Here is a 19455-nt window from a genome sequence, read left to right on the forward strand (position 1 = left end):
GCGACCCGGGGCACACACCCCGTGCCGTTCGGCGGCTCACACGGGGACCGTGATCACGGGGCAGCGTGCGTGATGCAGCACTCCCTGGCTCACCGAACCGAGCAGCAGGCCCGTGAATCCTCCGTGCCCCCGGGTTCCCACGACGAGACCCAGGGCGTGTTCCGAGGCTTCCGTCAGGACCTGCACCGGATGGCCGCGGACGACTTCGTGGTGCAGCTCCACGTCCGGGAACCTCGCGGTACGGCCCGCCACCGTCTCGGACAGCACACGGCGGCACTCGCGGATCGCGGCGTCCTCGTCCAAGGCACCGAGGAGCGGCGGATGCCACACGTACAGGGCGCGCAGAAGCCCGCCGTGCAGGGCCGCCTCCTCGAAGGCCGCGTCCACCGCCGCAGCCGAGTGCGGACTGCCGTCGACGCCGACCACGAAGTACGCGGGTTGCTGGGTGACGTGTTCCGGTTCCGGTACGACGACAACGGGGCAGGGAGCGTGGGCGGTGAGCGGGAGCGCGACGGAGGCGGAGGTGAACATTTCACGCCGTCTGCTCAGGTGCCAGGAACCCACCACGACCAGGGTGGCGTTTCGTGCCTCCTCGCGCAGTACCCACGCGGGCTCTCCCTCGGCCAGCAAGGCCGAGACCTGGACCGTCGGACGCCGCGACTCGACGAAGCCGACCGCCTCCTTGAGCACCTGGTCACCCAGACCGTGCAGCGCCTGGTTCCACTCCTCCCAGGACGGCCGCACCTCTCCCGACCGGTAGCCGCGGGTCGGTACGCCCTGGGCGTGGACGAGGCGGAGCGGCGCGCCCCGTCGATCCGCTTCGTCGGCGGCCCAGGCCAACGCCGGTCGCTTCGAAGGATCGGGGTCGACGCCCACCACGATCGGCCGACGCCCGTCCGCACCTGTCATGGCACCTCCAGGAGATGTCCGCGCCACCGTCTGCCGGCTGTCCCTCCAGCCTCACCCCGGCCGTCGAGCGCCGCCACACCACGGCTTGGCGGAGCCGACGGTCGCTTGCCGTCCGGCGCCCAGGAATGACACCGGCAACGTTATGCGGCACGGGACGGCATACCGGCCGTCGGCGGCCCCTCCTCCAGTGCCCCGTGGCTGACTGCCACCGCTTCCGCTCCGTCGCGGCGCGGCACCCGCTTCGGACCGGTCAGTGGCCCGAAGCCGGGTTGGATCCCGGCGGGGTGACGTTGCGCGCGATCTCGATCCGGCCCGGTCGGCCGGCATTCGCCGGATGAGGCGTCGAGGCGCGGCGATCACAGCCCGGTGGGACTGCCTCCATGGCGCACCTCCAAGGCGCACGGCGCTGTCGGCACGCGGGGACAAGGGCGTCAGGTGCTGCGGCGTACGGGGACCAGGCGTCAGATGCTGCGGCGTACGGGGACCAGGGCGTCAGATGCTGCGGCGCGCGGCAGGGGCGAGCCAGGAGAGGGCGCGGGTGATGTCGGCGAGGGTGACGATGCCGACCACGAGACCGTGGTCGAGGATCAGAGCCCGGCGTTCCCGGCCGGCCTCCAGACGCGGCAGCAGATCCACGACCAGATCGTCCGGGCCCGCCGTGGTCACGTCCGGCAGCGTGAGCATCACGTCGCCGATCGTGGTGCCGGAAGGCCCTGGGGAGGACGCGCGGTCGATGAGGCGGACAGTGACCAGACCGGCCGCCGTGCCGTCCGCGGCGAGCACGGGGAACGCCGAGTGGCGGTAGCGGCCGAAGGGACCCTCGGCCAGGAAGGACGCGAGGGTCATGGTGGCCGGAACAGTGACCGGGGCGCGGGTCATCACCAGGCTGACGGGGATGTCGTCCAGGACGCCGCGCAGCTCGGTCTGCCGTTCCTCGGCGGTTGCTGCGGCGATCAGGAACCAGCCGATCAGGGCGGGCCACAGTCCGGAGAGGTCCCCGGCGAAGATCAGCGCCGCGAAGCCCGTCACGATCATGAACCAGCCCAGCGTACGGCCCGCGACGGCGGCGCCGTGGGTGGCCCGCAGCCGGTCCCCGGTGCGGTGCCAAAGGAACGCACGCAGCAGCCGTCCGCCGTCGAGTGGGGCGGCCGGCAGGGCGTTGAAGACCGCCAGCACGATGTTGATGCCGCCCAGCCAGGCGACCGCCTCGACGACGAGCCCCGAGGCGTGCAGGGCGTCCAGCCACACGGCCAGGCCGAGGAAAAGGCCGCCCGCGACAGCGCTCGTCAGCGGCCCCACCCCCGCGATGCGCACTTCCGCACCGGGCGTGCGCGCCTCGCTGTGCAGGCGGGCCACACCGCCGAGCATCCACAAGGTGATGCCGTCGACCTTGACACCGTTTCGGCGAGCGACAACGGCGTGCGCCAGTTCGTGCGCCAACAGCGAGGCCAGGAACACCACTGCCGCCATCAGCGACAGCGCCCAGTAGGCCCAGGCGGAGTGGCCGGGGTGAGCGTCCGGGAAGCGGCCCTCCGCGAGCGTGACGGTCACCAGGGCGATGATGACCAGCACGCTCCAGTTCAGGCCGACGCGGACGCCGGCGATACGTCCGAGGGGAATCGTCTCCTTCATCGGGCCCACCGACCCCACCGACCCAGGGCGCCTGGCCCCGCAAGCCGCAATCCCGTCCCGCCGGCGGTGGGGCCGAGCACCGTCCCTCCGGGCCGGCCCGTTCCCCGCTCGCGCGCGGCGCGCCTCACTCGGCTGCACCCGGCGGTCGCGGGGCGGACCCGGCGGGACGGATACCGAGCAGGGCGCCGCCTGCGGCTGAGCCTCGCGGCGACTGCGGGACGCGGCACTTCGCCGGTCATCTGGGCGTGCTGTGTACGCACCCCGGTCCCGCGGAGGCGGCACACCGCGACACCGGGTGCCCCGGTGCCCTCACATATGCAGTCGTGGCAGTTCACGGCGCACCTCCCGCACGTCACGTGCCGCACCACCATCGTCGGGCCGGGGAGGGCATCAGGGCATGGGCCACTCGGACCTCTACGAGGGGCGTCCGGCCTCAGTGCCGATCGGCGCGACGGCGAAACACGGCCGAGGACCCCGCCCGGACCTCTCGGCCAGTCGCCGGAAGGCGTCATGACGCATCGGTGTGCCGCAGCTGCGCTTCGCCGTCCTGGCCGGCTTGGCGCCCTGCTTGGGTCAGGCGACCGTGACGGCGTCGTCGAGGTAGACGTCCTGGACGGCGTGGAGCAGTCCGATGCCTTCGGCGGTGGGCCGCTGGAAGGCTTTGCGGCCGGTGATGAGGCCGGTGCCGCCTGCCCGCTTGTTGATCACTGCAGTCCTCACGGCCTGCGCGAGATCGCCGGTACCGGCCGAGGCGCCACCGCTGTTGATGAGTCCGACGCGGCCCATGTAGCAGTTGGCCACCTGCCAGCGGGTGAGATCGATCGGGTGGTCGGTCGTGAGCGTGCTGTACAGGAGCGGGTCGGTCCGGCCGAACTCGAGGGCGCGGTAGCCGCCGTTGCTCTCCGGCTGCTTCTGCTTGACGATGTCGGCCTCGATGGTCACGCCGAGGTGGTTGGCCTGGCCGGTGAGGTCGGCCGACACCGAGTGGTCCACGCCGTCCTTCTTGAACGCCGAGTTCCGCAGGTAGCACCACAGCACCGTGAACATGCCCAGTTCGTGGGCTCGCGCGAAGACTTCGCTGACCTCCTGCAACTGGCGGTCCGACTGCTCCGAGCCGAAGTAGACCGTGGCACCGACCCCGGCCGCGCCGAGGTCGAAGCACTGCTGGACATTGCCGAACATGATCTGGTCGTAGTGGTTCGGGTAGGTCAGCAGTTCGTTGTGGTTGAGTTTCACGATGAAGGGGATCTTGTGCGCGTACCGCCGCGAGACGGCTCCCAGAACCCCGAGCGTGCTGGCGACCGCGTTGCAGCCGCCCTCGACGGCGAGTTCGACGATGTTCTTCGGATCGAGGTAGCGGGGATGGGCGGCGAACGCGGATGCCGCGGAGTGCTCGATGCCCTGGTCGACCGGAAGGATCGACACGTACCCCGTGCCGGCGAGTCGGCCGTGGTCGAAGAGGGCTTGCAGGTTGCGTAGCACGCGGGGCGAGCGGTCGGATGCCGCCACGACCCGGTCGACGAAGTCATGACCCGGCAGCACCAGGTCTTCCCTGGGAATCCCCTGGGCGGTGTGGGTCAACAGGTTCTTGGCCTCGTCGCCCAGCAGGCCGTGGATGTCGGTCATCGTTCCGCCTCCTGCCGATGTGCGTTGCGCGCGAATCCCCGGAGGTTCGCGGTGCCCTGCTTCGTGGGTTCATCCGGCGGACGTCACGGCTTCGCCTGCGCGTGGAACTCGCGGAACGCGGCGAAGGCGCGGGGGCCGTAGACGGTGCCCGGCCCTCCGTTCATCAGGATCGCGACCCCGATCGCCTCGGCGGCCTCCTGCTCGGTGGCGCCCTGCCGGACCGCCGCGTGGGCGTGGGCGGCGATACAGCCGTCGCACTCCTTGCTCACCGCGATGGCCAGCGCGATCAGTTCCTTGGTCTTGGCGTCCAGGGCACCGGTGGCGAGCGCGCTGTCGTGCAGTTGCCGGTACCCGTCGTACACCTGCGGGATCGCGTTGCGCAGTTCTCGGGCGGGCGCCCGCAGTTCGTTGCGCACGTCTGTGCCGTAGGTCATGGTTCCTCACCTTCTGGTTCTTGCGCTCTGCGGACGTCCTTGTTCTTGCGTTCCGCGGACGTCTTCCCATGGCACGCCGGAGCGGAGCGGAGCGGACGGGGCCGAACGGCTCTTTCGCCGGGACCATCGGGACCCGTCGTGGAACAGTGGAAAAGGGCCGAAGGAGTCGCGGGACGCCCGCGCGGATATGCACGGCGGGCTGAGGAGGACGCGATGAGTCACGCTGTGGTGGCGGGTATCGACGGATCCGAACGCAGCCTGGCCGCGGCGGACTGGGCTGCCCGGGAGGCACTGCTGCGCGGCGTTCCGCTGTGTCTCGTGCGCGCCTCGCCACGGCTTCCGGGCGGGACCGTCCCGGTCCCGGCCGCGGAAACGCTGCACCACTTGGGCGAGCACATACTCCAGCGGGCGATCGCCGATCTCGGCGCCCGCTACCCGGACCTCCAGGTGCGGGGCGAGCAGGCCGCGGATGCGCCGGCCGCGGCACTGCTCGCCGCGGCGCGCGACGCCGGGCTGCTCGTGGTCGGAGCACGGGGCTCGGGCGGCTTCGACGGACTCGCGGTCGGCTCGGTGGCTCTTCGTGTCTCGGCGGCTGCCGCCTGCCCCGTGGTGCTCGTGCCCGATCAGCCGGTCGAGGGCTTCGGGGACGGGTCGCGCGTGACAGGAGGTGCGGCCCAGGTGGTGGTGGGGTTCGACGCGCACCGTCCGGTCGGTGAGGTGGCGGATTTCGCGTTCTCGGCGGCTGAGGCGCGCGGGGCGTGCCTGCGGGTGGTTCAGGCCTGGGCTCTTCCCGCCGAGGCGGTCTCCCCCCAGAAGCTGTTCGTGACCGAGGAGGACCGCGCGACCTGGGAGGACCAGGAGGTCCTGCAACTGTCCGACGCCCTGCGCACACGGCAGCACAAGTATCCCGAGGTGACGACCCGCACCGATGTCGTGCTGCTCCACCCCGCGCAAGCCCTGCTGAACGCGTCCAGGGGAGCGGAGCTGCTGGTCGTGGGCCGACGCACCGACCCACGGGCGGCCGAGAGCCGTCTGGGCCCGGTGACCCATGCCGTGCTGCACCACGCCCGCTGTCCGGTGGCGGTCGTGCCCCACGGCGGCTGACCGGGGAGAGGGTCAGCCGAAGAACACCTCGAACTCGTCGTACAGCGACGGATCCACCTGCTTGGTCCTCGCCCTGGTGCCGTCGAGAGGGATGCGGACGATCCGGGTGCCGTGCAGGGCCACCATCTTGCCGTAGTCGCCCTCCTTGACCGCGTCGACGGCGTGCAGCCCGAAGCGCGTGGCCAGCCAGCGGTCGAAGGCGCTCGGAGTGCCCCCGCGCTGGACGTGGCCGAGGACGGTGGTGCGGGCATCCGTGCCCGTGCGTTCCTCGATCTCCTGGGCAAGCCACTCGCCGATGCCCGACAGCCGCACGTGGCCGAACTCGTCCAGCGTCCGGTCCTTGAGGACCATCTGCCCCTCGAGAGGAACGGCTCCCTCGGCGGCGACGACGATCGGCGCGTAGTGGATCTTGAATCGGCTCTTCACCCACGCACAGACCTGGTCGATGTCGAACGGCCGTTCCGGGATGAGGATCACGTTGGCGCCGCCCGCCACGCCTGCGTGCAGGGCGATCCACCCCGAGTGCCGTCCCATCACCTCCACCACCAGGGTGCGCATGTGGGACTCGGCAGTGGTGTGGAGGCGGTCGATGGCCTCGGTCGCGATGCCCACGGCTGTGTCGAAGCCGAAGGTGTAGTCGGTGCCGGACACGTCGTTGTCGATGGTCTTCGGCACGCCGACCAGATCGACCCCCTGACGGCTCAACTCGGTGGCCACACCGAGCGTGTCCTCGCCGCCGATCACGACTAGCGCGTCCACCTGGTGTGCGGCAAGGGTGTCCCGGATCCGCCGCACCCCGTCCTCGTGCTTGAACGGATTGGTGCGGGAGGAACCGAGGATGGTCCCGCCGCGCGGGAGTATCCCGCGCACGCTGGAGACGTCCAACGGCACGACGTCGCCCTGGACCGCCCCGAGCCAGCCGTCCCGCAGACCGACGAACTCAAAGCCGTACTCCTGTACACCCTTGCGTACGACGCTGCGGATCACGGCGTTGAGGCCGGGGCAGTCGCCGCCGCCGGTCAGCACTCCGACCTTCATGGTTTCCTCCCTTGGCTGCCTGTCGCAGCGCCCACGTGCACCCGGACCTCACTTCGTCGGGCAGCAGCACGCGTCACTCGGTCCACGCCGGCCCGCGCGGGTGTGAACTCGAAGAGCCATGAGCCTCTCCTTCCAGCATGAGCGACACGGGGCCCGTCGGCGACCCGCCCCACGGCCCTGCCGCCGAGGACCTCCGGCGAACGAGAGGACCGGCCCGGGCCCTGCCGGACGCCACGCGCGAGTCCGCCGTCGTCGTGATCGGCGCGCACCGTGGTACGAGTCGGCCCGGACCGCAGGTCGGCCCGGTCGGCCATACACTCCTGCGCCGGTCCCACGGCCCCGTGGTGCTGCTACCGCTCACCGGCTGACCGACGACGCCTGCCGTTGCGGGTCGCCGCTCCTGCGGCAGTCCGCATCCGTCAGGCCGGCCGTCAAACGGGACCATCGGGTGTACGCAGGGACCTCTGGTCCCTCCTGCCGCAGGGGCTCGGGCCAGAAGAGTGGGGTCACACACCCGAAGGAGGCCCGCTCATGCCCCGTACCGTCACCGTCGGTGTCGACGGCTCCCCGGAAGGCCTCGCCGCTGCCGACTGGGCAGCCCGCGAGGCGCGCCTGCGGGCAGTTCCGCTGCGTGTCGTGCACGCCGGGGAACAGCAGCCGCACGCCTACGCGCCGTTCGCGACGGAGGCCGTGGCGCTTCCGGGAGAGGACCGCTGCGCCCGCATGCTGCAGGACGCCGAGGTGTCCCTGACGTACCGTCACCCCGGTCTGGGCATCATCGCCGAGCAGCTCGCAGGGCAGCCCGCGGCGGTCTTGTCGGCGGCCGCGCGAGAAGCCGAGGTGCTGGTGCTGGGGTCGCGCGGCCTCGGGCGGGCCTCCGGACGGCTCTTCGGCTCCGTGGCACTCGCCGTGGTCGGACGCGCCGAGGGGCCCGTCGTTCTCGTCCGTGCCGAAGCGGACGACGCGTACCGACACCGGGCGGACTCGCGTGGGATCGCCTCCGAGACCACTCCGTACCGCGATGTCGTTCTTGGCCTGCGGTTGCCGGGGCGTTCGGCCGAAGCGGTTCTCGAGTTCGCGTTCGACGCGGCCGCGCGCCGTGCCACCGGGCTGCGGGTCGTGCACGGCTGGAACGCGATGCCCCTCCCGCGGGCGGGGGAGCGGGACGAGCGGGCCTTGGAGCCGGACGGACCTCTGGCCGAGACGCTGCGCCCGTGGCGGGAGAAGTTTCCCGGAGTGGAGGTGACGGAGGAGGCCGTCATCGGCAGGCCGGGCGCGCATCTGGCGGATGCCTCTCGTGACGCCTCATTGCTCGTCCTCGGGGGCAGGCGCCGCAGCACGCCGGTCGGACCGCACATCGGTCCCGTGACACACGAGGTGCTCCAACGCGCGATCGCGCCGGTCGCGGTGGTGCCGCATCACTGAGGTGGTGCCGCATCACTGACCGGAGGCGCGGATGGGCCCACGGGCGGTCCTCGTGTCCCGGGGCCATGGGAACAATCCCGTCGTCGCGATTGCTGCGTCTAATACCTCTACGGGTATACGGCGCGAGGGGTGCCGCTCGAAGGGGATGAAACGAAATGTGTCCCCCGACGGAGGGTGTGAGGGCGATGATGACGGCGGAAGAAGGCCGGTCGTCCATGTCCGGTGACGTGTCATTGGTGACGGCCTGCGGCCGCCGGATCGCGGTCACGTGTCTGAGGCTCGCCTCGGCGGACCGGCCGATCAGCCGGGTCGCCCTGGATGTGGGCCCGGACCAGAGCGGTGAGCACGGGGCCTGGGCCGCGCTGACCGCGGAGGAGGCGCGCGACCTGGCCGGCCGCCTGATGTCCCAGGCCGAGTTGGCGGAGACCGGCCCCCGGAGCGGCGCGCACTGACGGCCGGGCTGCTCGGACGCGGAGGGCCTTGTACGGCCGGATCTCAGGTGTGATCCGGACCGTTCCGGCTCGGCTTGGCGATCATCGCCCGCGCGAAGCAGCGCCTGACCGGCACCGAGTCCGGCCCGAGGACCGGCGAGGACGTCAATCAGACGCGCACCTACCTGACAAGGCTGTTCCTGTCGCCGGCCGCCCTCACGAAATACTCACGGTGAACCACTGCCCCTGGTGACAACCCTGGTGACAACCTGGGACGCATCATTCGTGCGGCACGATCGCGACCGGGCAGCGGACGTGGTGCATCACCGCGTGCGCCACCGGACCGGTGTGCATGCCGATCCTGGCCGGGCGGATCCTGCGGCCGACGGCCAGCAGACCGGCATCCTGCGCGGCGTGCAGCAGTTGCTGTGCCGGATGGCCCTCCTCGACCAGCTCGGTGACCTCCATCGCGGGGTACTTCTCCCGCCACGGTCCGAGAACGGAGGCCAGTACTCGCTCCGCCCTCGTCTGCAGGTCGTTGTGCGCCTTCGCCTCCAGGGCACGTGGCACGTACGGCACCTGCCACGTGTGCACCACTCGCAGTGGCGCGGCACGCAGCGTCGCGCTCTCGAAGGCGAACGCGAGCAGTTCCTCGCACGACTGCGCCGGGTCCACGCCGACCACGACGGGACGGTACGGCGTATGTGCCGACGGCCTGCCCTCCGCGTCCGGCTCGTGCTCGTCCTCAAGGGTCTGATCCGCCCGTACGAGCACGACGGGTCGCGCCGCGTGCGCCACCGTCGCCAGCGCCACCGAACCGGCCATGAATCCCCCGAAACCGCTGAACGCGCGGCTGCCGAGGACGAGCAGCTCGGCCTCGTCCCCCGCCTCGACCAGGGCGTCGGCCGCCGGCCGGGAGATCTGCTCCGCGCTCAGATACACCTGCGGGTAGCGCTCGTTGAGCTGGTCCATGGCACCGCGCAGGATCCGCCGCCCCCAGAAGCGCGGCGCCTCCAGCTCGGGCAGCTCCGACTCGTCGGGCGACATGCCGCCTTCCCACGCGTGCACCAGGCGCAGCGGAAGACCGCGCCTGAGCGCCTCCCGGACCGCCCAGTCGGCAGCAGCGAGGCTCTCACGGGAACCGTCCAGTCCCACCACAACGGGGCGAAGCACGGCCACCACCTCCCCGGATCGGTGCCCGCACGCCGGTGTGCGGGCCCCTGCACTGCCAGGATCCCCGTGCGGGGAGCGGCCCGGGCAGGGGCCGGTGCGGCCACGTCCTGGGCCGAACGGCCCCTTCGCGTCGGAAGGGCGGATGCGACGAATGGGTACCGTGATGCACCGCTCTGCGCTCCGGTGATCGTGAACCGCAGCATTGCGCCGGCCACGACGGCCGACAGCCCCAGCGCCGCGGAGCGAGACATCACCAGCGGTGGCACGCAACACCTGGGACGCCCGCCGTCCCGCCCACCACGACCGAGCCGGTCCGCTCCGGCGGTTCGAACAGCCACGCGAAAGCGGACGTCGTCGCACGCTGCCCGCGCAGCAGGCCCGGACGGCCTGTCCGTCGGCGCGAGGACCGGGACGAAGGCCCGCGACAGGGCCTCCATGAAGACCACGGTCGGTGAGCCGGCCGGAAACGGAGGTCGAGACGGTCCGACAGCCGGCCGCCACCGGCACATGTCTCCCGGAACCTAGCCGACGTCCCGCCGCCGGAAACCCGCCAGCCCGGCCCCCATGAGTGCGGCGGCGAGTGCGGCGAGGACCGCGGGTGCTGTCAGACTCGCGTCGGCCGCGGGGAGGTGCGGTATGTGCTCGAACGGGGAGACGTCCCTGGCCCGGTCCGGGAGGTCGAGTGCCTGGCCCAACAGGCCGACGACGAAACAGGCGATGAGGGCGGCCCAGGCGGCGACCGTGCCGCGCGGGACCAGACCGAACAGGGCGATCGCGAGCCCCGCGAGCAGCCAGAGCGCCGGGGCGTAGGCGAGCACGGATCCGATCAGTCGCGGCACCTGACCCAGGTCACCGCTGGTCAGGCCGTACGCGAGACCCGTGCCGAGCCCTCCGGCGACGAGCACGACGACGCTGCCGGCCAGCGCCAAGGCGAGATGACTCGCCACCCAGCGGCTCCGGGAGACCGGCGTGGCGAGCATCGGCTCGGCTCGCAGGCCGTTCTCCTCACCACGCAGCCGCAGAACCGACTGCACCGTGTACCCGGCGCTGAGAAGAGCTACGACGAGCAGCGACTGGGACAGGTAGGAGTCGGTGAGGCTCGCTCCGCCGTACCCTGCGATCAGGTCCCTGATGGCCTCGTTGTCGCCGACGAAGTCCTCGACGTCGGCGGCGACCCAGCCGTAGGCGAGCCCGGTCAGGAACACACCGCAGCTCCAGCCGATCAGGCTGCCCCGTTGCAGTCGCAGGGCCAGCCCCAACGGCCGTCCGAGGCTGCGTGCCGCCCTCGGCGGTCCTGGCCGGGGCGGTACGAGTCCTGCGCCGAGGTCACGCCGGTCGGAGAGCGCGTGGGCGAGGAGGACGGCGGCGACGGTGAACAAGGCCGGGACGAGGAGCGGCCACCAGCGTTCACCCGCGAAGGGCCGCGCCTTCTGGACCCAGCCGATGGGGGAGAACCACGACGCCGTGCCGTCTCCGATGTCCCCGACGGCCCGCAGCACGAACGCAACACCCAGCGCGGCACCGGTAGTGCCGTGCACGACCCGGGTGTTCTCCGAGATCTGGGCGACGACGAGGGTGATCGCGGCGAAGACGAGCCCCAGCGCGCAGAAGGAGACACCGAGGACGACCGAACCCTCGACGGGCAGGCCGAGGCTGATGAGGCCGAGAGCCACAAGAATCCCGACGATCAGGTTCATTCCGGCCACGACCAGCAGGGCGGCGGTGGCGTTCGCGCGCCCGCCGACCGGGAGGGAGCCGATCATCTCGGCGCGCCCGGCCTCTTCCTCGGCGCGGGTCTGGCGCCCGGTCATGAACGTGCTCATCAGCGCCACCAGGACGAGTCCGAAAGTGCCCACCTGGAAGGCGACCTCACCGCCCAGTGTGTCGAGTCCCTGGGCCGGCCCGTTGAAGGCGATGGCCGCGGCGTTGCCCTCACTGGCCTCGGCCGCCACGTCGAGGTCGTGCTGGGTGGGGTAGAGCCCCTTCACGCTGGCCGCGGTGAGCAGCACCAGCAGGGGGACGGCCGTGATCCAGATCAGGATGCGGACCCGTTCGCGGCGCAGGATCAGCCGGGTGAGGACGGCTGTGCCGGTCCGGTCGGTCGACAGAGTCATCGCGGCTCGTCCTTCGCGGGCGGGGCGGACTCGTCGCCGTAGTGGCGCAGGAACAGTTCCTCCAGTGTCGGCGGCTGACTCGTGAGGGTGCGGATTCCGAAGTCGGTGAGGTGGCGTACGGCGTCGTCGAGACGGTCGGTGTCCACGTCGAAGCGCGCCCGGTGGTTCTCCGTGCGCAGATCGTGCACGCCGGGCAGCGCGTCGAGGCCGGTGGCCGTCCGGAGCGTCTCGACGTCGATCGAGGTGCGCGTCAGATGCCGTAGCTGGGCCAGCGTGCCGCTCTCCACCGTGCGCCCCGCCCGGATGATGCTCACCCGGTCGCACAGGGCCTCCACCTCGGCCAGGATGTGGCTGGAAAGCAGCACCGTGCGCCCCTCGGCCTTCACCTCGCGGATGCAGTCCTGGAAGGCGCTCTCCATCAGCGGGTCCAGTCCGGAGGTCGGCTCGTCCAGGAGCAGCAGCTCCGCGCGGGACGCGAGGGCCGCGACCAGGCCGACCTTCTGCCGGTTGCCCTTGGAGTAGGTACGGGACTTCTTGGTCGGGTCCAGCTCGAAGCGCTGCAGCAGTTCGTCGCGCCGGACCGGATCGAGGTCGCCGCGCAGCCGGCCGAAGGCGTCGATGATCTCGCCGCCCGTCAGCTTGGGCCACAGGCTGACGTCGCCCGGGACGTAGGCCAGCCGCCGGTGCAGGGAGACCGCGTCGCGCCAGGGGTCGCCGCCGAACAGCCGGACCTCGCCCGCGTCGGCTCGCAGCAGCCCGAGCAGGACACGGATGGCCGTGGTCTTGCCGGCGCCGTTGGGGCCGAGGAATCCGTGCACCTCACCCGTGGTGACGGCCAGGTCCAGCCCGTCCAGGGCACGGGTGCGCCCGAAGGTCTTCACCAGCCCCGAGACGAAGACGGCGGCCGAGCCGTCGCCGCCGGAGCTGCCGGGGCGCCGGGGAGCGGAAATGGTGGACATGCAGAGCCTCCCGCGTCGGCTGTCTCCGATGCTCTCGCACGGCAGGAGGCGGCGGCAGAGGCCGAAGGTCCCGGATGGCTGACGGCGCCCCGCACGGGCGGGACCCGGCCGTCGCGGCCCTGTCCCCGGTCGCGGGTGCCTCTTCCGGCAGCAGCCCCAGGCCGATTCTCACCCGGCAGACGTGTACGGCGCCGCTGCGTGGCGCAACGCGCCGCAGGTGTTGCGTCCGGGCGTCGGGGCGACGACCACGGCGAGTACCGCGACCTCCTGGGCCGGTGTCTCCAGGTCTTGAGGAGAGCCGATGTCGAACGGTTCGGGAAGGATCTCGACCCTGACCTCTGGACGGATTCATGTGGACTTGCCGTCCACGACGGCGATGTCGAGCTCGCATGCGGCCTTCCCCTCCAGGGCCCCCTGAACGTGGGGCGACCGTGCGGGAGTTGCCCGTGACTCCAGAGCGGAAGAGGCCGGCGCAGGTCGACCCTGACCTGCCCGAGGACCGGGCGGTCGAACGACCCTCGGGAACCGTCTGATCGTGTCTCGCGGGCAGTACGGCGGCGCGTTGGGAGCGCTGGCATCGTCCGGCCCGACCACATCGGACAGCTGATCGACGAGGGCGGGCGCCCGACAGGGGCCGATCGGGTATCGCAGGGGACCGGACGGCCCAGGCGCCCCCCGCCTCGCCGCGTCACGCTGGAAGTGGGAAGACAGAAGAGGAGGGCGACATGAGCGGCATGATCGAGCGGCTGCCCGGTTGGCCCACTTTCCCCGACCTGTTCGGCTGGGTGGAGGGCGGGCTCCCCGCGATTCCGGGGACACACGGCATCCGTATCGAGGAGCGCCTGACGGACGGAACGTACGTGCTGCGGGCCGAGCTTCCGGGCATCGACCCTGCCGAGGACGTCGAGATCACCATCACGGAAGGCGTGCTCACGCTGCGGTCCGAGCGCACCGAGGAGACCAGGGAGAAGCACCACACGGAGTTCCGCTACGGCACGTTCACCCGTTCCGTCCGGCTGCCGGCCGGAGCCAAGGGCGACGAGGCGACCGCGGACTACAAGGACGGTGTCCTGACCATCACGGTTCCGGTGCCGGAGGCGAAGGCGGGCACCAGGACCATCCCCGTGCGGCAGGTCTGAGCGCCGTTGCGCGCCGAAGCCGCACAGCGTGTGCGTGGCCGGCTGGGTCACCCGGCCACGGACACGCGTTTTTGCGCGCCACGGCAGGGCCCCGCCTCCCGCGCATCCCGGTTGAAGGAGGCCGGCCATGACCGCCGTGGTGAGCGCCCTGGAGGACGGCAGCCGGACACGAGCGGGGACCTCGGTAGGGGAGGAGCCTGCCGGGCGGCGTGCGCAGGTCCCGGGGCCGGTCGGTCCCCGGCCGGTGTGAGAAGGGGACTGCGGCCGGGCAAGGGCCGCTCCAGCCCTCCCTTCGGGACACCTGGCTCATGCGCCGGGAGCCGTATCGGAGTTGGCTGGAATCGAAGAGGAACGATACCGACCCCAGGAGGTGGGGATCGTGGGCACGAGTCTCACGCCGGAGTTCTGGGAGCGGTTCACGCTCCTGCTGTTCGCGGCGATGGGGATCACCTTCGCTCTCGCCGCGCTGTTCGACGCTCTCGCGCTGCGTCGGCAGAACCGCCCTGCGCACCGGCCGTCGGTTCCGCCGACGCGGGCACCGCACGGGACCGAGACTGCCGACCACCGCCCGTCCGTCCACTGCTGAGGCACCCGGTTCACCGGGGGACGGACGGTTGTGCCACGGCTCCCCGCGGCTCGCGCGGCGGGGAGCCGTCAGCTGTGCGAACCGTCCTGTGGCATGGCCGACGACGTCCGTACGCGCATGGTCCTCACCTCATCAAGAGGCGGTTCCGCAGGCCGAATCGTGCCCAGGGCGGGGCGGCTCGCCCGAACCTCGACGTCCCGTCACCCGGCTCCGGTCCGTACGTCGGGAGGTCGATGCAGGCACCGTGGAAGTCGGCGACCCGGTCGACCGTGCTCGTCGGGCTTTTGCTTCGGACCAGCGTCCTCGCGGGCCGCAGCGGAAGCCCACCGTCGGCGGCGCGTTCGCCGAAGTGCCGTACGAGGTGGGCGGCATTCGAGGACGAGCCGTGTGGGGTCCGGCTGTCGCTCGGGAACGCTCATGGCGTCACCTCGATGGGTCGCGCCCTGCGAGGCGCGTCGTGGGCGCGAGCGAGAAGTAGCTCTCCTCCTCCTGCGTGAAGTGCAGCCGCAGCACCGTGTGCAGCCCGTACAGACAGGCCCGCAGGTCGTCGATCTGCTCCGGGGCCAGGGCCTCCTCGGAGCCGGCCAGGGCGAGGTGGGTGGCGATCCGGCGGGCGAGTCGGTCGATCTCGACGTGGGCACGGCTCATCGTGGCGGTGGCCTCGGGACCACCGAGCGTGGGGGCAAGGGCCGGGTAGAGCTGGTGCTCCTCGGCGTACTCGTGCGGCAGGAGCCGTTCGGTGAGCAGTCGGTGCACGCCGCGCACGGCCGCGAGGGCCTGGGGGCCGGGGCTGTCCGAGAGCTGGTCGGCGGCGGAACGCACAGCCTCCAGGACGTCCTGAAGGTCGTCGTGCTCCGCAGCGAAGCGGTGGATGAGGGCCTCGGTGGACGGCTGGAGCGCCGGGCGGGTTCTGCGGTCGTCGCCCAGCGCGCGCAGGGCGTTGAGGATCACCGCGACGTCGATGCCTTCCTGGAGCAGGGCGCCGACCGCGGGCGGAAGCAGACCGACGGCGGCCGCAGCCATCGCGATCAGCGACAGCGCCATGCCGCCGAGGGCGCTCTGCACAGCGATGCGACGGGACCGTACGGCGATCGTGACCGCGTCGGCCAGGTGGTCCACCCGGTCGGTGGTCAGGACGATGTCGGCGGCCTCGGAGGACGCGGTGGAGCCGTGCGCGCCCATCGCCACTCCGACGTCGGCGGCGGCGAGAGCGGGCGCGTCGTTCACACCGTCGCCCACCATCACCGTGACCGAGCGTTCACGTTCGGCACGCACAGCGGTGACCTTGTCGGCCGGGGAGAGGCCCGCCCGGACGTCGTCGAGTCCGAGCACGGCGCCGACCTCGTGGGCCGGTTCGGGGCGGTCACCGGTGAGCATGACGAGCCGTTCGATGCCGGCCGAACGCAGCCGGCGCAGTGTGCGCGGCGCGTCGTGGCGCAGCGGGTCGCGCAGCAGGACGGCACCGACCGGGCGGCTGTCCACTGTGAGCCAGACGACGGTCGCCCCGTCCAGGACGGCCCGGTTCTCCGCCGAGCGGGCCCAGGCGGGCTGCTCCGTGCCGGTGTCGAGGCCGCCCACGGTCATTCCGCGCCCCGCGATGGTGCCCCGCGCGCCACGGCCGGGCTCCTCGGACACGTCCTTGGGCACGGACAACCGCAGCCCTCGCTCGCGGGCCGCGTCCACGAGGGCGCGCGCGAGGACGTGCGGCGAGTACTGGTCGAGCGAGGCGGCCAGCCGCAGGACCTGCGACGGCTGCCAGCCGTGGGCGGCGACCACGTCGAGCACCCGGGGACGGCCGCCGGTGAGGGTGCCGGTCTTGTCCAGAAGCAGCGTGCGGGCCCGGCCGAGGTTCTCCAGCGCTCCGCCGTCCCGGATCACCATGCCCAGGCGCGAGGCCCGCGACAGTCCGGAGACCACGGCCACCGGCGCCGCCAGCAGCAGTGGACAGGGCGTTGCGACCACCAGAACCGCCACCGCCCGCACGGCGGACCCACTGATCAGCCAGGTCAGTCCCGCCACCGCCGCGGTGAGCGGCAGGAACCAGGCCGCGTACCGGTCGGCGAGCCGCACCACGGGCGCCGACTCCGCTGAGGCCTGCCGGGCCAGCCGCACGATTCCTGCGTACGTGCTGTCCTGCGCGGTCGCGGTGGCGCGCAGTTCGAAGGCGCGGCCCGCGTTGACCGCACCACTGCGCACCGACTCTCCCGGTGGGTGCCGTACGGCCAGCGGTTCTCCGGTGAGCACCGACTCGTCGAGCTCGGCCGGGTCACCCCCCACCCGCCCGTCGACGGGGACGACCTCGCCGGGTCCGACGACGAGCAGATCCCCGACCGCGACATCGGCCAGGGGCACCGTACGTACGTCGGTGCCGATGCGCCGCCGGGCGGTGCGGGGCGCGTGCTCCAGCAGCGCGCGCAGATCGGCGGAGGCACGCTGACGTGCGGATGCCTCCAGCGCCCGCCCGGTGGCGAGCATCAGCGCGATCAGGGATCCGGCCAGGTATTCCCCGACGGCCAGTGTGCCGCCCAGCGCCAGGACGGCGATGAGGTCCACGCCGGCCCGGCCGCGGCGCAGCGCGCCCAGCACCCAGCCGACGGCCGGCCCGACGGCGACGACCGTGCCCAGGGCCCAGCACAGGTCGGCGAGGCCGGTGGCGCCCGCGAACCAGAAGGCACCGCCCACGGTCAGGGCGACGACGGTGTCGGCCAGCAGGAGCGATTCGAGCGGCGGCATACGAGAGAGGGCCGTCATCGCCCGGCGCGACGGCCTCCGAGGAAGGAAACGGATCATGACGTCCTCGCCCCGGGCGGCTCAGTCGTGCGGGACGACGGCGACGGGGCACGGTACGTGGTGCAGGGCCGCGTGGGCGACCGGCCCGAGCTTCCAGGTCAGGTGCGACGGGTGGCGCCTGCGCCCCACGACGATGAGGCAGCCTCGGGTGGACGCGGTGAGCAGGACCTGCGTGGCGGGGCCCGTGGCCACGTGCTTGGTGACGGGGACGTCGGGGTACTTCTCCCGCCAGGGCGCCAGGACTTCGGCCAGCCGCACACGCTCGTCGGCCTCGACGTCCTCGTCGCGGCGGGTGGCGAGCGAGGTCAGGGGCACCGCCCGCACCGCCCGTAGCCCCGCGCCGCGTGTCGCGGCCGCGGTGAACGCGAACTCGAGCAGCGGGTCTGCCGCCGCTCCCGGCTCCTGCACCCCGACCACGACCTCGTTCCGGTCCGCCGCCGCGGGATGACCCCACCCCGCCTCCACGGCCGGATCGTCCGCCCGCACGGCGACGGTCGGGCAGGGCGCGAGGCCCAGCACGTGCAGACTGATGGAGCCGAGCAGGAAGCTCGCCACGGAACCGTGTCCGCGCGAGCCGAGCACGAGCACTGATGCGCTCTCGCCACGCTCCAGGAGGGCGAGTGTGGCAGGCTCCGACACCAATTCCGTGGTCAGGGCCAGGTCACCGTAGCGGTGCAGCAGTTCGGCGGAGGCCCGCTCGAGGATCTCCCGGCCGTAGCGCTGCTTGCTGTGCGCCTCCTGGGCGATGGGCAGGTCCAGAGGCTGAGTGGTCCAGGAGTGGAGCAGGACCAAGGGCAGACGGCGGTCCACGGCCTCACGTGCGGCCCACCAGGCGGCCGTCACGCTCGCGGGCGAACCGTCGAGCCCGACGACTACGGGTCCGGTCATGACGTACCTCCGGTGTCGGCGCGACGCCTGTTCCACGCCGTCGCGCGTGTACTCCTCCGCTTTCCACAGTGGGAGCGCGGTCATCACCGGGACGAGGGCCGGATGGGGGTGTTCGCGGGCCCGTACGGCCCTGTGCGGGGTCCGACCGGCGGGGCGAGTCTGGGAGGACGGGAGTGGGGGCAGGGCGGTCCGGACCGGGGTGGCCGGCGGCATGGTGCTGCCGCCGTCCCGTGGGACGGAGTCCGAAGGCCCCGCAGGGGCGAGCCGTACCCGGTCCGTGGAGTCAGCCCAGTAGATCCGTGGAGTCAGCCCAGGAAAGGGGAATGCGATGGAGGGCCCGGTAGTGGTGGGGGTGGACGGCTCGGCGTCGAGCATGGAGGCAGTGGAGGTCGCGGCCCGTGAGGCCGGGCTGCGGGGGGTGGGGCTGCGGCTGGTGCATGCCTTCAGCTGGCCGGCCGCTCACGTACCGCCCGGCGGGCCCTGGGAGCCGAGCGGCGCCGGGCTGCGCGAGCTGATGGACGACGCCTTCGCGAAGGCCGAGCGGCGTGCCCATCGGAGGGCGCCCGGGATCGGGATCACGCGCGAGGTCGTGGTCGGCGACCCGGTGACCGTGCTCGAGATCGAGTCGTGCACGGCGTCCCTGGTGGTGGTCGGCAGTCGCGGCCTGAGCCGGTTCGGTGCGCTGCTGCTCGGTTCCACCGCCGGCCACCTGGCCGCCCATGCCGCCTGCCCGGCGCTGGTGGTGCGCGGGAGGCCGAACCCGGAGGGGCCCGTTCTGCTGGCTGTGGACGGCTCGCCGGCGGCCCGCGGAGCCGCCGAGTTCGCCTTCGCGCAGGCATCCCTGCACGGCAAGGACCTGATGGCGCTGCACGCCTGGACCACCCAGAGCGAGCACACCTACGACGGACCGTCCGGCCCGCCCTTCGTGACGTACGACGAGGACCGGCTGCACGACGAGGAACAACGGGTGCTGACCGAGGCGCTGGGCGGGCTGGGGGAGAAGTTCCCGGACGTCACCGTGCATCGCAGGCTGGTGCGCGGCCGGATCCGGCACTCCCTGATCGAGGCGAGCGCCGACGCCGGGCTGGTGGTGGTCGGGGCGCGTGGCCGGGGCGGGTTCGCCGGGCTGCTGCTCGGCTCGGTCAGCCAGGCGGTGCTGCACCACGCACACTGCCCGGTCGCCGTCGTCCGGACGAGTGAGGTGTGA

Annotated in this window: 18 protein-coding genes; 8 read left to right on the top strand and 10 right to left on the bottom strand. The window is 72.2% G+C overall.

Translation table 11 applies throughout. The features are described 5' to 3' along the window. Positions 1–36 precede the first annotated feature (36 nt). From AC3ETA_RS13770 to AC3ETA_RS13785, 4 genes are all read right to left on the bottom strand, one after another. On the bottom strand, positions 37–909 hold the full coding sequence (locus tag AC3ETA_RS13770) for a universal stress protein (RefSeq protein WP_432193156.1): 873 nt from the start codon (positions 907–909) through the stop codon (positions 37–39). Between the two features lie 492 nt (positions 910–1401). Further along, a complete protein-coding gene (locus AC3ETA_RS13775; protein ID WP_432193157.1) occupies positions 1402–2541 on the bottom strand; it encodes a site-2 protease family protein in 1140 nt (379 codons plus the stop codon). A gap of 573 nt (positions 2542–3114) precedes the next feature. Continuing rightward, on the bottom strand, positions 3115–4167 hold the full coding sequence (locus tag AC3ETA_RS13780) for a class I fructose-bisphosphate aldolase (RefSeq protein WP_432193158.1): 1053 nt from the start codon (positions 4165–4167) through the stop codon (positions 3115–3117). An 83-nt stretch (positions 4168–4250) separates the two neighbouring features. Next, entirely contained in the window at positions 4251–4601 is a 351-nt protein-coding gene (locus tag AC3ETA_RS13785; RefSeq protein WP_432193159.1) for a carboxymuconolactone decarboxylase family protein, read from the bottom strand. A 213-nt stretch (positions 4602–4814) separates the two neighbouring features. Between AC3ETA_RS13785 and AC3ETA_RS13790 the strand changes: the two genes are divergently transcribed. Beyond that, a complete protein-coding gene (locus AC3ETA_RS13790) occupies positions 4815–5705 on the top strand; it encodes a universal stress protein (protein ID WP_432193160.1) in 891 nt (296 codons plus the stop codon). 12 nt (positions 5706–5717) lie between these two features. Here the strand turns inward: AC3ETA_RS13790 and AC3ETA_RS13795 are convergent, their stop codons facing one another. Next, positions 5718–6743: a 6-phosphofructokinase gene (locus tag AC3ETA_RS13795; protein ID WP_432193161.1), complete on the bottom strand. Its 1026-nt coding sequence runs from the start codon at positions 6741–6743 to the stop codon at positions 5718–5720. 137 nt (positions 6744–6880) lie between these two features. Between AC3ETA_RS13795 and AC3ETA_RS13800 the strand changes: the two genes are divergently transcribed. The 4 genes from AC3ETA_RS13800 (at position 6881) to AC3ETA_RS13815 (ending at position 8835) form a co-directional block, all read left to right on the top strand. Then, positions 6881–7111, top strand: a complete 231-nt coding sequence (locus AC3ETA_RS13800) for a hypothetical protein (protein WP_432193162.1) — start codon at positions 6881–6883, stop codon at positions 7109–7111. A gap of 163 nt (positions 7112–7274) precedes the next feature. Then, the gene (locus AC3ETA_RS13805; protein ID WP_432193163.1) at positions 7275–8168 is read left to right on the top strand and encodes a universal stress protein; all 894 of its coding nucleotides are present in this window, start codon (positions 7275–7277) and stop codon (positions 8166–8168) included. A 215-nt stretch (positions 8169–8383) separates the two neighbouring features. Next, complete coding sequence (locus AC3ETA_RS13810) at positions 8384–8620, top strand: hypothetical protein (protein ID WP_432193164.1); 237 nt, start codon at positions 8384–8386, stop codon at positions 8618–8620. A 74-nt stretch (positions 8621–8694) separates the two neighbouring features. Then, on the top strand, positions 8695–8835 hold the full coding sequence (locus tag AC3ETA_RS13815) for a hypothetical protein (RefSeq protein WP_432193165.1): 141 nt from the start codon (positions 8695–8697) through the stop codon (positions 8833–8835). A 43-nt stretch (positions 8836–8878) separates the two neighbouring features. Here AC3ETA_RS13815 and AC3ETA_RS13820 read toward each other — a convergent pair whose 3' ends face one another. From AC3ETA_RS13820 to AC3ETA_RS13830, 3 genes are all read right to left on the bottom strand, one after another. Continuing rightward, a complete protein-coding gene (locus tag AC3ETA_RS13820; RefSeq protein ID WP_432193166.1) occupies positions 8879–9772 on the bottom strand; it encodes a universal stress protein in 894 nt (297 codons plus the stop codon). A 521-nt stretch (positions 9773–10293) separates the two neighbouring features. After that, on the bottom strand, positions 10294–11886 hold the full coding sequence (locus AC3ETA_RS13825; RefSeq protein WP_432193167.1) for an ABC transporter permease: 1593 nt from the start codon (positions 11884–11886) through the stop codon (positions 10294–10296). After that, positions 11883–12845 (bottom strand): ABC transporter ATP-binding protein, encoded by a 963-nt coding sequence (locus AC3ETA_RS13830; protein ID WP_432193168.1) that lies wholly within the window; start codon positions 12843–12845, stop codon positions 11883–11885. The genes AC3ETA_RS13825 and AC3ETA_RS13830 overlap by 4 nt, the downstream gene beginning before the upstream one ends. 725 nt (positions 12846–13570) lie before the next feature. Between AC3ETA_RS13830 and AC3ETA_RS13835 the strand changes: the two genes are divergently transcribed. Both AC3ETA_RS13835 and AC3ETA_RS13840 read left to right on the top strand, forming a co-directional pair. Next, positions 13571–13984: an Hsp20/alpha crystallin family protein gene (locus tag AC3ETA_RS13835; protein WP_432193169.1), complete on the top strand. Its 414-nt coding sequence runs from the start codon at positions 13571–13573 to the stop codon at positions 13982–13984. Positions 13985–14363: 379 nt separating this feature from the next. Then, positions 14364–14570: a hypothetical protein gene (locus tag AC3ETA_RS13840; protein WP_432193170.1), complete on the top strand. Its 207-nt coding sequence runs from the start codon at positions 14364–14366 to the stop codon at positions 14568–14570. 423 nt (positions 14571–14993) lie between these two features. Here the strand turns inward: AC3ETA_RS13840 and AC3ETA_RS13845 are convergent, their stop codons facing one another. Both AC3ETA_RS13845 and AC3ETA_RS13850 read right to left on the bottom strand, forming a co-directional pair. Further along, the gene (locus tag AC3ETA_RS13845; protein WP_432193171.1) at positions 14994–17360 is read right to left on the bottom strand and encodes a heavy metal translocating P-type ATPase; all 2367 of its coding nucleotides are present in this window, start codon (positions 17358–17360) and stop codon (positions 14994–14996) included. A gap of 21 nt (positions 17361–17381) precedes the next feature. Continuing rightward, positions 17382–18248 carry a universal stress protein gene (locus AC3ETA_RS13850; RefSeq protein ID WP_432193172.1) on the bottom strand — a complete coding sequence of 289 codons (867 nt, stop codon included), beginning with the start codon at positions 18246–18248 and terminating at the stop codon, positions 17382–17384. Between the two features lie 328 nt (positions 18249–18576). On the opposite strand from AC3ETA_RS13850, the gene AC3ETA_RS13855 reads away from it, so the two are divergent. Further along, on the top strand, positions 18577–19455 hold the full coding sequence (locus AC3ETA_RS13855; protein ID WP_432193173.1) for a universal stress protein: 879 nt from the start codon (positions 18577–18579) through the stop codon (positions 19453–19455).

The organism is Streptomyces sp. bgisy027 (assembly GCF_057710365.1).

Excerpts from the sequence above, each read along its gene's own strand:
- AC3ETA_RS13770 (WP_432193156.1), bottom strand. The coding sequence starts at position 909 with ATGACAGGTGCGGACGGGCGTCGGCCGATCGTGGTGGGCGTCGACCCC.
- AC3ETA_RS13775 (WP_432193157.1), bottom strand. The coding sequence starts at position 2,541 with ATGAAGGAGACGATTCCCCTCGGACGTATCGCCGGCGTCCGCGTCGGC.
- AC3ETA_RS13780 (WP_432193158.1), bottom strand. The coding sequence starts at position 4,167 with ATGACCGACATCCACGGCCTGCTGGGCGACGAGGCCAAGAACCTGTTG.
- AC3ETA_RS13785 (WP_432193159.1), bottom strand. The coding sequence starts at position 4,601 with ATGACCTACGGCACAGACGTGCGCAACGAACTGCGGGCGCCCGCCCGA.
- AC3ETA_RS13790 (WP_432193160.1), top strand. The coding sequence starts at position 4,815 with ATGAGTCACGCTGTGGTGGCGGGTATCGACGGATCCGAACGCAGCCTG.
- AC3ETA_RS13795 (WP_432193161.1), bottom strand. The coding sequence starts at position 6,743 with ATGAAGGTCGGAGTGCTGACCGGCGGCGGCGACTGCCCCGGCCTCAAC.
- AC3ETA_RS13800 (WP_432193162.1), top strand. The coding sequence starts at position 6,881 with ATGAGCGACACGGGGCCCGTCGGCGACCCGCCCCACGGCCCTGCCGCC.
- AC3ETA_RS13805 (WP_432193163.1), top strand. The coding sequence starts at position 7,275 with ATGCCCCGTACCGTCACCGTCGGTGTCGACGGCTCCCCGGAAGGCCTC.
- AC3ETA_RS13810 (WP_432193164.1), top strand. The coding sequence starts at position 8,384 with ATGTCCGGTGACGTGTCATTGGTGACGGCCTGCGGCCGCCGGATCGCG.
- AC3ETA_RS13825 (WP_432193167.1), bottom strand. The coding sequence starts at position 11,886 with ATGACTCTGTCGACCGACCGGACCGGCACAGCCGTCCTCACCCGGCTG.
- AC3ETA_RS13830 (WP_432193168.1), bottom strand. The coding sequence starts at position 12,845 with ATGTCCACCATTTCCGCTCCCCGGCGCCCCGGCAGCTCCGGCGGCGAC.
- AC3ETA_RS13835 (WP_432193169.1), top strand. The coding sequence starts at position 13,571 with ATGAGCGGCATGATCGAGCGGCTGCCCGGTTGGCCCACTTTCCCCGAC.
- AC3ETA_RS13845 (WP_432193171.1), bottom strand. The coding sequence starts at position 17,360 with ATGATCCGTTTCCTTCCTCGGAGGCCGTCGCGCCGGGCGATGACGGCC.
- AC3ETA_RS13850 (WP_432193172.1), bottom strand. The coding sequence starts at position 18,248 with ATGACCGGACCCGTAGTCGTCGGGCTCGACGGTTCGCCCGCGAGCGTG.
- AC3ETA_RS13855 (WP_432193173.1), top strand. The coding sequence starts at position 18,577 with ATGGAGGGCCCGGTAGTGGTGGGGGTGGACGGCTCGGCGTCGAGCATG.